Genomic DNA, 13,754 nt, shown 5'->3' on the forward strand with positions numbered 1-13,754 from the left:
TTTTCTTGGCGCTGAGACATGTCTTAGTGAATAGCGCTGAATTCAAATCGCGCTAAACTGCAGCCATAGCCGATCATGCCTCGGGCACTGATGGCATCAGGACATAAAGTCCGATCCTCGAGAGGAGGAATAGAATGGCTTATTTCAATCCGCAGATAGATGCGCTTTGTGGCGAGGACATCGACGCGCTGCGGCGTGTCTTCGACCAGTTTTGCGAAATCCATCAGACGACGCGATCGGACGCCGACATGCAGATTTGCGCGGCCGCCATCATCCGGCTCTATCAAAGCGGACAAAGAGATCCCGCCGCGTTGACAAGGGCATGCGAGGCCGCGTTGCGGCAGGATTTTGCAATCGGCGCATGACGCAATTCGAGCCATGCCCGAATTGAAATCTTCATTTCGTTTCCTGCGCCGCATTTTCCGGCGCAACAACCAGTGGATTCGGCGGCGTCGTACTCTTTGCGCTTCCATCCGGTACGAAATACTGGACGGCGAGAATGCTGAGAATCGAGCGGACAACAATACCGAGAACACCGATCATAAGTGCGCGGGATGTCATGATTGAACTCCGCCTTCGAAAAGCAGCCGTAGAAAAAGTTTACCCCGTCAGCCGGGCCGCGCTCTCGCGTGGCCCGATGCTTTGTCCAGTCTACTTGTAGACGTAGACGATCCGGCGGCTCTGCGGGTCGACCAGCATCGGCCGGTCGTTGATGCGCACATAGCTGTATTGGTAGTCGGGCACCTGAGAAATCACCACGTCGCTGGGCAGCGTTGCTCCGACCACGACTTCGCCGTCATAGGGAACCGCGTCCATCGGCGTGCGGTCGATATAGGTCAAAACTTCCGGCGGCGGCACGATCGCACCGCTGCCGTCGACCGTTCCGATCAGCTCATCGCCAGGTGCCGGATCGGCGGGACCAGCCGCGCTGCCGGTTCGCTCGAAGCTGACGACCGGTACGCCAAGATCCATGCGGCGTTCCTGGACGATGACGGGCGCACCGTTATAGTCGACCGTCAGTTCCTGGGCGTAGACCCAGCCGCGCAGGCCGTTGACATCGATACGGCACCAGCTGTCCCCTTCAAGGCAGCCGTCAAGCGCCGCGGCGCTGCCACGGGTGGCAATACCCACGGACGGGTAATCCGCGCCAGGGCCGGAATAAACTGTCAGGTCCGTCGCCGTTGTCGCCATCATGCCGGCCTGGGCGAACCCGGCTCCGGTAAGAAGCATTGCACTCACGAGCAAGGGTTTTGAAATCCACCGCATTTTCTTTCTCCTTTTTGAACAGTGGATGCCAAACGTCCGACAGCACCCAATGTTCCTTGGAGCAGCGCGCTATCCCGCCTGCAACAGGCTCAGGCGGCGGTAGAGACCATTCTGTTTCAGGAGTTCCGAATGGCTGCCATCCTCCACGATCATGCCCTCATTGACGACGAGGATGCGGTCTGCCTGGGTGATCGTCGCCAGCCGGTGGGCGATAACCAGCGTCGTGCGGCCTTTCGACAGTTCTGCGAGAGATTGCTGGATGGCCCGTTCTGTTTCGGTGTCGAGCGCCGACGTCGCCTCGTCGAGGATCAGGATCGGCGGGTTCTTCAGAAAGATACGGGCGATGGCGAGCCGTTGTTTCTGCCCGCCCGAAAGCTTCACGCCGCGCTCCCCGACAACTGTGTCCAGCCCCTGCGGCAGGCCGGCGATGACGCCTTCGAGACGCGCCTTCCCGGCGGCCTCGATGATCTCCTCTTCGCTGGCATCGAGCCGGCCATAGGCGATGTTTTCCCGCAACGAGCCTGCGAACAGGAAGACATCCTGGCTGACGATGCCGATATGGTTTCGCAACGACCGCAGGCTCATGTCGCGAATATCGATATCATCGATGGTGATGGAACCGCCCGTCACCTCGTAGAAACGCGGCAGCAGAGCGCAGATCGTCGTCTTGCCGGCGCCTGACGGACCGACAAAGGCGACTGTCTCGCCGGCGCGGATATCGATGGCCAGATCGTTAAGGATCGCCTTCGACTGCTGGTATCCGAAGCGGGCGTTGCGATAACGGATATCGCCCTTCAGCGCCGACACGTCGCGGGCACCTGGCCGGTCGGCGATATCCGGGCGGGTATCGAGAAAGTCGATGTAGCGGCGGAAGCCGGCAATACCCTTGGGATAGGTCTCGATGACCGAATTGATCTTGTCGACAGGGCGAAAGAACACACCCACCAGCAACAGAAAGCCGACAAACCCGCCCGCCGTGAGTTCTCCCTTCAGCACGAAGTAGCTGCCGGCGACGAGAACAACCATCTGGACGAGGCGCATGGAGAGATAGCTGAGCGTCATCGACACCGCCATGATCCGGTAGGCATCGAGCTTGGTCTTGCGATAACGCTGGTTGTCCTTTTCGAACAGCCCACGCTCGTGGTCTTCATTGGCAAAGGCCTGCACGACGCGGATGCCGCCGACATTTTCCTCGATCCGGGCATTGAAATCGCCGACGCGATTGTAGAGCGCCTGCCAGTTGCGCGTCATCCGGCCGCCGTACCGGGTCGTCAACCAGGCGGTCAGAGGCAGCACCAGGGCGGTGATGAGCGCCAGTTTCGGATTGACCGACGCCATCAGCAGGAAGGCGCCGATCAGCGTCATGATGGCGATGAACACGTCTTCCGGGCCATGATGTGCGACCTCGCCGATTTCCTCCAGGTCTTTCGTCAGCCGAGCCACGAGATGGCCGGTCTTCTGGTTGTCGAAATAACCGAAGGACAGCTTTTGCAGATGATCGAATGCCTTTCGCCGCATCTCGGTCTCGATATTGATGCCGAGCATATGCCCCCAATAGGTGACGATCGCCATCAGCCCGCCGTTGATGACATAGATCAGCATCAGCCCCGCGGACGCCGCGGCGACATAGCCCCACTGGCCGGTCGGCAACAGCACGTCGATGAACAGCTTGACCGCGATCGGAAAGCCAAGCTCCAGCAGCCCGGAGGCGACCGCACAGGAAAAGTCCAGGAGGAACAGGCGCCGGTGCGGCCGGTAGTAAGCGAAGAAACGGGCGACGACATCGCGCATCATAATCGTTTGGATCCTTGTCCGCGCTCACCTGTGGAGCGAACTGGCCGAACATTCGGCAATGACCGGAGGTTCCCGCCTACGCGAAAGCCATCCCCAGCCGATTTGCGCTTCTTTTAATCGCTCCCGTTGGAACAACAAGCCGGGTGGGAAAAAAGAGCGCAACTGTGGCGATATGCCAAACCATTTATCCCGGCAGCAGATGTTTTTGCATCGACCCAGACTTTATGAGGTCATCTGTCTTAGTCAGGTTAAAATCGGCGTCCAAAAGTGCCAATCTGTCTACCGATCAGGCAGCGAATACACTCGAATAAAACGCAGCACCCAGCCGTTGTTAATGGGTGGGCCTGCTCGGCTCCATCGAATTTATGGTGTCAAAAAGGGAGGTTATTCCGCCGCCTGCAAACCAACACCACCAAATTTGTTTCAACCAGCGCTTGAAAATTGTGTATTGAAGAGCACTCGACTAAAAATCACGCGGCAATATAAGGAGGTCACTTTGTTCTGGCACTACGTAACCCTCAGCAACGGGAAATCGGCTCTCGTGGATTTCTCAAAAGTTATGTACATCGTAGAAAATGCTGACAGCGGCACAACGCTTCATTTCCAACTTGAATCCGAAAACTCCAGTGGAAAGACCGTTCCCAAATCCATGACGGTGAAGGACAGCTTGGAAGTTCTCGGCAAAGTATTGAAGGGCCGGAAGCTGTTCTGACATCGCTGGGGCAGCTTGTCGCCCGCCGCGCCAGGCGGTCAGCTATCGGCTACAGCAGTGGCGCTTCCGAAGCGCCACTTTCAAACGCAAGCAGCCAACGCCTGATGCGGCCAAGCACAGCCGGCGCGCTATCCGGGATAGGCATTGCCGTTTCCTGAATACCGGCCAACAACCCCGGTCCAGCAATCCCGACAAAGAAAATGCCAAAAACCGCTTTCAAAACGGTGCAAACGGCATGCCGGTGTTGCGCAAGACAGCGCTACACCGAAATATCACTCAAAATCGAAAATCTTGCGAATTCAGAGAATAATGGTGGGTGATGTAGGGTTCGAACCTACGACCCGCTGATTAAGAGTCAGCTGCTCTACCAACTGAGCTAATCACCCGCCAGACCGCTTCGCTTCGGTCTCTAGAACCACATTGCTGCGGTCTGATGGGGCGTATAATGGCGTTCGCCGGGCTTGTCCAGTTCTTCGAGCGATTTTCTTTCGGATTTCTCAAAAAAATCTGTGTGGGCCGTTTAAGGTCTGTTTTTCAAAGATAAAGTTCGCCGGCCGCGATCTTCACCGCCTGTCCGCCGATCCGGGCCGTGGCAATTTCACCGCCGGAAACGTCGATATGAAGATGCAACAGCGACGGGCGCCCCATCTCGACGCCCTGCTCGATCAGGAACGGATGATGCCCGTCGATCAGCTGGTCGAAGTGGTGGATGGCGCCGGAAAAGGCGGCAACCGCCGAGCCCGTCGCCGGGTCTTCGACGATGCCCATGGCCGGCGCGAACATCCGGGTATGGAAGCGGGCGATGTGATTGACGCCGCCGCGGCAATAGAGATAGGCACTGGCAAGCCGCCCCTCCGCGATCGGCGTGATCTGCTCCCATTGTGCCGCGTCGAACTCCACGCTGCCTGCAGCGCCGACGTCGTGAACGGGGATCATCACGAAGGGCACCCCTGCGCTCCAGAAGGAGGGCACGTGGTTTTCGAAGCCGATCTGCGATACCTTCAGGCTGAACGCATCGGCAAGCGCCTGCCGGTCGAACTTGGCGTCGAGCTGCACCGATTTCCGCGGCACGTCAAATTCGGCGAAGGTGGCAGACCCTGCCCTGCTCCGCACCGCACAGCGCACCGGGCCGACATTTTCCTCGATCATCTGGACAAGGTCGTAATCCTCGTCTTCGGAGTCTCGTCCGGCCTCGGCCAGCGCAATTGCAGCGCCCACTGTCGGATGACCGGCGAAGGGCAATTCATAGCCCGGCGTGAAAATCCGCAGGCGTGCCGCATGCGCCGGATTTTCGGGCGGCTGCACGAAAACAGTTTCCGACAGATTGAACTCGCCGGCAATCGCCTGCATCGTCGCATCGCTCAGGCCATCGCCGTCAAAAACGACGGCGAGCGGGTTTCCCTCCAGCCTGTTGGCGGTGAAAACGTCGTAGATTGCATAGCGCCGCGCCACGATGGTCTCCCTTACTGTTTTCCACTGTCAGAACTTGCACGGCAGGTAATCGGCGGCAAGCGCAAAAGCGTCAGCATGCGTTCTTGAAAACCCATTCCAGGATCGGCGGCATGAAGGGCAGATAGAGATGCTCAGCCGGGTCGGAGCTGCGAATGGCGAGCGCCTCGTCGATTTCAGGCTCCGGATCGACGAGGATATGCGCGCCGATGCGGTCGATCAATTCCGCGGCTGTCTCGGCAAAGCGATAGGTCCGGAAAACAGTGATAACACCCCTGTCATGCAGCGCATGGAGCCCCGATACGCTCCTTGCATCCGCCAGCGTTAGCCCGGTTTCCTCCAGCACCTCTCGCGCCATGTTGCCGTCGAGATCGCAGATCCCATCGCGAATATCCCCCGGGTCCAGCGATCCGGCGGCGCAATAGACGCGGCCGGGATTGGAGGTATGCTTGCCCATTCTGATGGCGATCACGGCGTTGTCGGACGACACGATGACCGGCAGGCTGAACAGGTGGATTGCGGATGCAACCGGCCTCGCCTTCCGCCACAGCAGGAACGTCGAATACGGGACGACATGCGTCTCCCCCGAAATGACGCCGTCGCGAATCTGAACGGCGCGCGGCAGCATCATCAACCCGTCGTACAAAGCGGGGTTGGCGGCAAATTCCTCATCCCAATTTGCCGCAATCTCTGTCTGTTCGGCGCGATAATAGGGATGCGGCCCGTCGACCACCCGCAGATCGACGCGCAGGACAGGAAAGATCGCCCGCTCGAGGGGCCACTCGGAAATGTTACTGGTCAGCATGGCAATCACACATTGAGGGAAATGACGACGGGGCAATGATCGGAGGCTTTCGGCCGGTCCCAGCCCGTTCTCGGGTAGCGTTCGACGTCCTGCCCCTTCGGGAAGATCGTGCGGTAAGGCTGGCCGCCACGGATGATCTCCGGCACGCTTGTCGGATTGCGCTCGGCCAGCGCACGCGACAGCCAGATATAGTCGAGCTGGCAGAGGTGCCTTTCCTCTGGGCCGCGGCTGTGAAACAGCGTCCAGCGGTCGAGTTCGGGGCGGCGGCGCATGGCGTTTTCGACGAAACCGTCGTGGCTGAGCGCATCCAGCGCGCTCGTCGCCTCCTGCCGCGGCACGAAACTGTAGCCGTTGCGCCGGTCGCCGAGTACGTCGACCCGCTCCTGATAGTCGTTCATGTCGCCGCAGATGGCGAACATCTTGCCCGCCATGTTGCCGGCGCCAAAACGATTCTCGACGATCCGCCGCACGGCCGCCACCTCGGCGGCTCTCACCGGCATCGTTGCCATGCGTCCGTCAAGGCCTTCGCGCGCCGGTCCCATCGATTTGAGATGCACGACGAACAGCGTGAAGGGTCGCCCGCCGATGCGGAAGTCCAGCTCCAGGCAATCCCGCTTGAAGATGCGGTCGCCCGGCACATTGGTCGCGGCCAGCGCATCGTTGAACAGGTCGAAATCGGCATAGGTGACACCGGCATGCGATTTGACATCGACGCATTCGATCTTCTGCCCGTCGCGGGTTTCCTCGCGCACCAGCACCGCAACATCGATGCCGCGGCTGTCATTGCCCTCGATCAGGTATTTCTGCCGGTAGCCGTTGCCGACCATGCGAAAGAGATAGCCGTATTCAAATGCCTGCAGCGCCGCCATGTTGTCGGCCTCCTGCAGGCAGAGGATATCGGCGTCGCAATCGGCGATCGCCAGCGCCGACATCTGCCGGGTATCATCGGTATGCGCGATGGTGCGGGCTTCCTCCAGCCGCTGGTATTCCGCCTCGCTCTTCACGTCGAAGAGCCTGAGCACACGATCCTGCTTGAGGTTGTTGCGAAAACCGGAGAAATCGAACCTGCTCATCAGGTTTTCGATATTGAAGGTGGCAAGACGAAGGGACATCAGCAGCTTCCGTATGCGATCGAGGCGATTTTAGACAATCACGGGCAAAAGTCGAACGCCTTTCTCTTCGCAGGCACCCGGCTCCACAATGGACTGCTGCACGACCAAAATTGGGGCGATCTCATCCCGATGAATAATCGGCCTTGATAAGCCGTTCCTAATGCGCAAGATCGACGTGAAGGACGCGAAAAGCGCCGGGGAAGGAACGGCAATGTCAATGAGGAAACGGTTCGGAAAATCTGCGCTGGCGGCCATGGCGCTTCTCGGTGTCACTGCTGCGGCTGCCTATGCCGACAGCTTCGGCGCGATCTCGCTTTCGCCGGCGACCGGAGCGACAGGCTGGTCGCACGACTACAGTTCGCGCTGGGAAGCCGAAGATGTGGCGCAATCACATTGTTACAAGAATGCCGGCGATTGCCGCGTCGCCATCTGGTTCAAGAACGCTTGCGGCGCCGTCGCGCGCGGCGACGACGGCGGATGGGGCGCCAACTGGGGGGCCGAAAGCCGGCAAGCGCAACGTGCGGCCCTCGCCTCCTGCTCGAACCATTCCTACGGCTGCCAGGTGATCCGCTGGCAATGTTCCGGCGGATATTGACAAGGCTCTGGACACTTCAGAGCAGCCATCCCTGGCGGATCACGAACGGCTGTAGAATACCGCATGGCATGGCCGTCGCGGAATAGGCTTTGAGGCTTTGCCCGCCCGCCGTGCGCAGTGACAGGGCAAACCGCTCGCCCTCGAAGAGGCAGGAGACCACCTGGAGAACGATCCCAAGCGGATCGGCGACGACATGTTCCGGACGCACCAGCACGGGGCGGCTGGGGCCGGCGGTTTGCCTGAAAGAGGCCTCTATCGCCTGCCAAAACACCAGGCGCGAGCCATGATCGGGCAACGTCAGGTCGAGGATGGCCCCCTGCCCGACGAGCCCTCCGACGATCCGGCCTTCCGGCCGTGCATAGATCTCCTGCGGCGATGCGACCTGCATCAGCCGCCCCTCGGACATGACGGCGATATCGGTCGCCAGCGCCATCGCCTCACCCTGGTCGTGCGTCACATAGATCATCGTGGCGCCTGAACGGGCGTGGAACTCGCGGAACGTCTCCTCCATCGCCGCCTTCAGATGGCGGTCGAGATTGGCCAGCGGCTCGTCCAGAAGCACCACGTCCGGCGACGTCACCAGGCAGCGGGCAAGCGCCACGCGCTGCCTCTGGCCGCCGGAGAGGCCGGCCGGCCGGCGCATGGCAAACTCCTCCAGGCGGACGACCGCAAGCGCATCCCTGACACGCGTCTCCCACGCAGCGCCAGAGACGCCGCGCACCTTCAGCGGATAACCGACATTCTGCGCAACGGTCATGTGCGGCCAGAGCGCATAGGACTGGAACACCATCGCCATGTTGCGCTTTTCCGGCGGCAGCGAACCGCTGCCATCTGCAAGCGTCCGTTCGCCCAGCAGGATCGAACCATCCGTCGGCTGCTCGAAGCCCGCGATCATGCGCAGCACCGTCGTCTTGCCACAGCCGGACGGCCCGAGCAGCGCCAGAAAGCCGCCCTCGCGTACCGTCAGGGACAGGTCAGCGACGGCGGCCCGGCCGGTGCCGAAATCCTTGCTCAGATGATTGAGGATCAGTTGCGCCATGGCAGCACGCCTCTCGGAAGGTGCTTGGCCAGCATTTCCAGCATCAGCATCAACAGGATCACCATGACGACGACCAGGACAGACAGCGCCGAGGCAAGATCGGAACTGCCGCTGTCGTCGAGATTGAAGATGGCCACCCCGAGCGTCTGCGTGCCGGCAGACCAGAGCAGCGCCGAAACGGTCAATTCGCTGCAGGCGATCAGGAAAACCAGGATGACGGACGCGCCCGCGGCGGGCGCGATGAGGGGCACGAGAATATCGCGCATGCGGCGGCCAAAGCCTGCTCCGGAAAGCCGGGCGGCCTCTTCAAGCGAAGGATCGAGTTGCAGGAAGGCGCTGGCGACCGGCTTCAGGCTGACCGCGAAGAAGCTGGAAAAATAGGCGATCAAAATGATCCAGATCGTCCCGTAGATGGATACGTTCAGCAACGGCAGGGGCGCAGCGAACAGCAGGATGAAGGCGACGGCCAGCACGATACCCGGCAGCGCATAGGGAATTTCGATCAGGCTGGTGATGACGTTGGCCAGCTTTCCCGGGCGGCGTGCGAGCAGATAGGCGGTCAGCACGGTAAAGAGCAGCAGCCCGCATGCCGTCGTTCCGGCCAGGAAGAGCGAATTGGCAAAGGCCGTCAATGTGACGGACTGACGGAACAGGATTTCCCGGTAGGCATCGAGCGACACGGTCTGAAGGTTCAGCGGCACGCCATAGGTCGGCACCAGGGAGCTTGTGACAAGTGCTGCCAGCGGCGCGGCGAGAACGAAGAAAAGCACGAGGCAGAATCCGGTCTCGGCAACCAGGCGGAATGGCCCGAGCGAGAAGGCTGCATTTTGGCCCGAAAGCCCAATGATGCGGTAGTCCCTGCCCTTCAACGCCCATTGCTGAACGGCAAGGCCCAGGCCGGCGATCACGGCGATCACCATGGACAGTTGCGACATCTCGGCGAAGGTGCCAGCACCAAAGCTCGAAAGACGGCTGTAGATCAGCGTCGGCAGGACGTAGATCGACGCCGGAATTCCAAGAATGGCCGGAATGCCGAAATTGCCGACGCCCGAGACGAAGGCGATCGCCGCCCCCGCGATCAGGCCCGGCACGGCAAGCGGCAGGATGATGTCGCGAAACACCGGCAAGGGAGACGCGCCGGCAAGCCGCGCCGCCTCGACGCCATCACGCGGCAAGGATCCAAGTCCCGCCTTCAGCGCCAGGAACACCAGCGGCGCATGCTGGACGCCAAGCAGCAGCGCGATCCCACTGAGCGAATAAAGCGGCTGCGGGCTGCCGAGCGGCGGCGCAATGCCCAGCGTCTTCAACAGCGGGCTGGCAGGCCCCGACATCTGCACCCAGGCCAGCGCCGTCACCTGCGGCGGGATCATCATCGGCAGGACGAAGGCGAAGCTGAAAAAGCTTTTGCCGCGAAAATCGGTGAGCGTGACGACAAAGGCGAAGGTGGCGCCCAGAAAGACCGAAATCGCCGTGCCCCCGACGGATGTCGTCAGCGTATTGCGGATGGCAATCCAGGTCGCGGGCTCGGTGAACAGACCGGTCGCCTTGCCCTGAAGCGAAAAGCGCAAGCCGGCATAGAGCAGCCGCGCGAGCGGCAGCCCGCTCAAAAGGCAGACGATGACGACAACGAAAGGAAGCAGCCAGACGGGCTGACTGCTTCTAATGATAGAAAGTCTGGGCATAAGAACCGATCAGTTGGTGCCGAAGATACCGGAGAAGGTCTTCAGGTCCGCGTCGGAATTCTTGACGGCGGCGGCCGCATCGATCGGCAGGACCTTGATGCTGTCGCGTGCCGGAAAACCGTCCGGAAGGGCAACGCCGTTGCGCGCCGGAATGTAGCCGAGCTTGACGGAAACCTGCTGCCCCTGCTCGGACAGGAGGAAGTCGACGAACTTCTTCGCGGCTTCGACATTCTTGGCCGTCTTCAGGATGGCAACCGGCTCCGTCACGGCGCTGACGCCCTCGGCCGGAAAGACGAACTCGACCGGAGCGCCCTTGGCCTTTTCGCGGATCGCCATGAAATCGACGACCATGCCATAGGCCTTCTCGCCCGTGGCGACAGCCTTCAGCACACCGCCATTGCCGCCGGCAGCCGTCGCGCCGTTTTCGGCGAGAGCCTTGTAGTAATCCCAGCCGAAGCCGTCGATGCCGGTCAGCGTCTGGGCATGGATCAGGGCGGCGCCGGATGTCATCGGGCTTGGCATCGTCGTCAGGCCCTTGGCTTCGGGCTTGGCGAGATCCTTCCAGCCTGTCGGCTTCATGGCCGCCGACGTGTTGTAGATGATGCCGGTGGTGATCATCTTGGTCGAATAGTAGGCGCCGTCGGCATCATAGAGCGCAGCGTCATAATTGACAGCTTCCGGCGATTTGTAAGCCAGGAGCTGGCCGGCTTCCTTCATGCGCTGCAGCGTCACCGTATCGGCGATCAGCAGCACGTCGGCGACCGGGTTACCGGCTTCGATCTCGGCCATCAGCTTGGCCATGATCTTGGTGGTGCCGTCACGCACCCATTCGACCTCTACGCCCGGATTGGCAGCCTTGAAGGCGTCGACGGTCGCCTGCGCGTCCTCGTTCGGCTGGCTGGTGTAGAGAACCAGGTTTTCAGCCTGCGCCGAAACGGCGATCAGGCTGGCGGCAACGAGCGCGGTGAATGCGCAAAGCAGCTTCTTCATCGGTCTTCATCCTTAGTGAACAACTGGACCGATGGATAGTGGCGGCATTTGACAGGCATGTGACACGGGCCGAACTGCATGCCATGCATGGCACGACGACAACTGCCCGCCTGCCAAAAGCGTTTGCCGGATAGATAGCCGGCTTCCTGACGAAACATATCTGGGTGGATTTGCTCGATCGCGCCTAAACTTGTTGATTATATTAGGAATATCTGCAATTCGAGAACGGGGGCGCATATCGCGGCACCAGGGGGAAGTCGATGAGCAAGGGTACCGCATGGAGCGCACGGCTGCGCTATGAGTTCGACAAGAGCATGGCGGCAGGCCCGATCGCGCTGATCGGCTGGCTGGCGGTCATCTCGCTCATCGTCATCATCGTCGCCGGCGCCTTCCTCGCCCTCACCCAGATCGCTCCGGAAGGCGGCCAGCCTGTCAGCTTCGTCGAAGGCTCATGGGAATCGCTGATGCGGACCATGGACGCCGGCACCATGGGCGGGGACGTCGGCTGGAGTTTTCGCGGCGTGTCGCTGTTCGTCACCATCGCCGGCATCTTCGTCTTCTCCGCCTTGATCGGCGTGCTGAGTTCCGGCCTCGAAAACAAGCTTGACGAACTGCGCAAGGGCCGTTCCCAGGTGCTGGAAAACGACCATACGATCATCCTCAACTGGTCTCCCTCGATCTTCGACGTCATTTCCGAGCTGGTCATCGCCAACAGCAGCCGCAGGAAACCGCGCATCGTCATCATGGCCAACAAGGACAAGGTGGAGATGGAGGACGAGATCGCCACCAAGGTGGCAGGTCTGAAAAACACCAAGATCATCTGCCGCAGCGGCGACCCGACTGACCTCTACGATCTCAATATCGTCAACCCGCATACGTCGCGTTCCGTCATCGTGCTGTCGCCGGAAGGCGACGATCCGGATTCGCAGGTCATCAAGAGCGTGCTGGCGCTGGTCAACGATCCCAACCGCCGGACAAAACCCTATCAGATCGCGGCCGAAATCCGCGACAGCCGGAATGCCGACGTCGCCCGCATCGTCGGTGGCAACGAGCTGCAGCTCATTCTCGCCGACGACCTGATCTCCCGCATCGTCGTCCACTCCAGCCGCCAGTCGGGCCTCAGCGCCGTCTATTCGGAACTGCTCGATTTCGACGGCTGCGAGATCTATACGCTGGAGCAGCCCGACATCATCGGCAAGAGCTTTGCCGCCGCCGTCATGGCCTACGAGACCTCGACGTTGATCGGTCTGTGCGACGAGGAGGGCAAGGTGCATCTCAACCCGGCGCCGAGCCGCATCTTCAAGCAGGGAGAGCGTGCCGTCATCATTGCCGAGGACGACGCCGCGATCAAATCCGGGAACCACGAAATCCATATCGAGAAGGACGCCATCCTTCCCGTCGAACTGCGCGAGCAAGGCCCGGAACGCACCCTGCTCCTCGGCTGGAACCGTCGCGGCTCGATCATCACCTACGAGCTCTCGCGCTACGTCGCGCCCGGTTCGCTGCTGACGATTGCCGGCGATACGCCGGACCTCGAAGCGGAGATCAATGCGCTCAAGGTGGCCAACGGCAACATGTCCGTCGACTACCGCATCATCGACACGAGCAACCGCGCCGAACTCGATGCACTCGACATTCCAAGCTACGACCATGTGCTGGTTCTCGGCTACAGCGACCACATGGCGCCGCAGCCGGCCGATACCCGCACGCTTGTGACGCTGTTGCAACTGCGCAAGATCGCCGAACAGGCCGGCCGCCATATCGGCGTTGTCAGCGAAATGACCGACGTCAGGAACCGGGAACTGGCGGAAGTCACCCGTGCCGACGATTTTGTCGTCAGCAACAAGCTGGTCAGCCTGATGCTGGCACAGGCCTCCGAAAACGAGCGCATGGCGGCGATCTTCGACGAGCTTCTCGATGAGGACGGATCGGAAATCTACATGCGGCCCGTCAGCGACTATGTCGCGATCGGCGAGCCGGTCACCTTCTACACGATCTGCCTTGCGGCCCTGCGCCGCGGCGAAGTCGCCATAGGCTACCGCCGCCAAAGGGACGGTGATCCGGACCCGCGCAGGCTCGGCGGCGTTACCGTCAATCCGTCGAAATCCGAAAAGCTGCTCTACAGCGCAGCGGACCGCGTCATCGTGCTTGCCAAGGACTGAGCAGGGACGGGAAAAAGAGGTTGGGGTTCTCCCCTGCTCCTAAACAAAATGTGAATACGTTCTGTCGCAAATATCTGTCGCGAAATCCCGAATTTTGCGAATGGCTTTTGCGACAGGAGTTTACCGGCAATTCAGTGCTTGGGATCTT

Annotated in this window: 13 protein-coding genes and 1 tRNA gene; 4 read left to right on the forward strand and 10 right to left on the reverse strand. The window is 60.8% G+C overall.

Features of this window, described 5'->3' with window-relative positions:
• Nucleotides 1-134: 134 nt before the first annotated feature.
• Complete coding sequence (locus J2Z75_RS04025; RefSeq protein ID WP_209847998.1) at nucleotides 135-365, forward strand: hypothetical protein; 231 nt, start codon at nucleotides 135-137, stop codon at nucleotides 363-365.
• Between the two features lie 31 nt (nucleotides 366-396).
• Here J2Z75_RS04025 and J2Z75_RS04030 read toward each other — a convergent pair whose 3' ends face one another.
• From J2Z75_RS04030 to J2Z75_RS04040, 3 genes are all read right to left on the reverse strand, one after another.
• Nucleotides 397-561, reverse strand: coding sequence for a hypothetical protein (locus tag J2Z75_RS04030; RefSeq protein ID WP_209848002.1), 165 nt, complete (start codon nucleotides 559-561; stop codon nucleotides 397-399).
• Nucleotides 562-651: 90 nt separating this feature from the next.
• Complete coding sequence (locus J2Z75_RS04035) at nucleotides 652-1,266, reverse strand: DUF1236 domain-containing protein (protein WP_209848003.1); 615 nt, start codon at nucleotides 1,264-1,266, stop codon at nucleotides 652-654.
• Between the two features lie 69 nt (nucleotides 1,267-1,335).
• Complete coding sequence (locus tag J2Z75_RS04040) at nucleotides 1,336-3,057, reverse strand: ABC transporter ATP-binding protein (RefSeq protein WP_209848797.1); 1,722 nt, start codon at nucleotides 3,055-3,057, stop codon at nucleotides 1,336-1,338.
• Between the two features lie 61 nt (nucleotides 3,058-3,118).
• Between J2Z75_RS04040 and J2Z75_RS04045 the strand changes: the two genes are divergently transcribed.
• Complete coding sequence (locus tag J2Z75_RS04045; RefSeq protein WP_209848006.1) at nucleotides 3,119-3,772, forward strand: hypothetical protein; 654 nt, start codon at nucleotides 3,119-3,121, stop codon at nucleotides 3,770-3,772.
• A 310-nt stretch (nucleotides 3,773-4,082) separates the two neighbouring features.
• On the opposite strand, the gene J2Z75_RS04050 is transcribed toward J2Z75_RS04045, so the two are convergent.
• The 4 genes from J2Z75_RS04050 to J2Z75_RS04065 form a co-directional block, all read right to left on the reverse strand.
• A tRNA-Lys gene (locus J2Z75_RS04050) sits at nucleotides 4,083-4,158 on the reverse strand.
• Between the two features lie 148 nt (nucleotides 4,159-4,306).
• The gene (locus J2Z75_RS04055; RefSeq protein ID WP_209848009.1) at nucleotides 4,307-5,224 is read right to left on the reverse strand and encodes a PhzF family phenazine biosynthesis protein; all 918 of its coding nucleotides are present in this window, start codon (nucleotides 5,222-5,224) and stop codon (nucleotides 4,307-4,309) included.
• A 70-nt stretch (nucleotides 5,225-5,294) separates the two neighbouring features.
• Complete coding sequence (locus J2Z75_RS04060) at nucleotides 5,295-6,026, reverse strand: NUDIX hydrolase (protein ID WP_234937113.1); 732 nt, start codon at nucleotides 6,024-6,026, stop codon at nucleotides 5,295-5,297.
• Between the two features lie 5 nt (nucleotides 6,027-6,031).
• Nucleotides 6,032-7,138, reverse strand: coding sequence for an endonuclease/exonuclease/phosphatase family protein (locus tag J2Z75_RS04065; protein ID WP_209848012.1), 1,107 nt, complete (start codon nucleotides 7,136-7,138; stop codon nucleotides 6,032-6,034).
• Between the two features lie 217 nt (nucleotides 7,139-7,355).
• Between J2Z75_RS04065 and J2Z75_RS04070 the strand changes: the two genes are divergently transcribed.
• Nucleotides 7,356-7,733: a DUF4189 domain-containing protein gene (locus J2Z75_RS04070; protein ID WP_209848014.1), complete on the forward strand. Its 378-nt coding sequence runs from the start codon at nucleotides 7,356-7,358 to the stop codon at nucleotides 7,731-7,733.
• Between the two features lie 16 nt (nucleotides 7,734-7,749).
• Here J2Z75_RS04070 and J2Z75_RS04075 read toward each other — a convergent pair whose 3' ends face one another.
• The 3 genes from J2Z75_RS04075 to J2Z75_RS04085 are packed head-to-tail and all read right to left on the reverse strand — an operon-like array spanning nucleotide 7,750 to nucleotide 11,444.
• Nucleotides 7,750-8,772, reverse strand: a complete 1,023-nt coding sequence (locus tag J2Z75_RS04075; protein ID WP_209848017.1) for an ABC transporter ATP-binding protein — start codon at nucleotides 8,770-8,772, stop codon at nucleotides 7,750-7,752.
• Entirely contained in the window at nucleotides 8,760-10,454 is a 1,695-nt protein-coding gene (locus tag J2Z75_RS04080; RefSeq protein ID WP_209848020.1) for an ABC transporter permease, read from the reverse strand. Before J2Z75_RS04080 ends, J2Z75_RS04075 begins: the two co-directional genes overlap by 13 nt.
• A 9-nt stretch (nucleotides 10,455-10,463) precedes the next feature.
• Nucleotides 10,464-11,444 carry an ABC transporter substrate-binding protein gene (locus J2Z75_RS04085; protein ID WP_209848023.1) on the reverse strand — a complete coding sequence of 327 codons (981 nt, stop codon included), beginning with the start codon at nucleotides 11,442-11,444 and terminating at the stop codon, nucleotides 10,464-10,466.
• Nucleotides 11,445-11,704: 260 nt separating this feature from the next.
• Here J2Z75_RS04085 and J2Z75_RS04090 point away from each other — a divergent pair, with 260 nt between their 5' ends.
• Nucleotides 11,705-13,606 (forward strand): CASTOR/POLLUX-related putative ion channel, encoded by a 1,902-nt coding sequence (locus J2Z75_RS04090; RefSeq protein ID WP_209848026.1) that lies wholly within the window; start codon nucleotides 11,705-11,707, stop codon nucleotides 13,604-13,606.
• The last annotated feature ends 148 nt before the right edge of the window (nucleotides 13,607-13,754 follow it).

It is taken from the genome of Rhizobium herbae, from assembly GCF_017873135.1.
Classification (GTDB): Bacteria; Pseudomonadota; Alphaproteobacteria; order Rhizobiales; family Rhizobiaceae; genus Pararhizobium; species Pararhizobium herbae.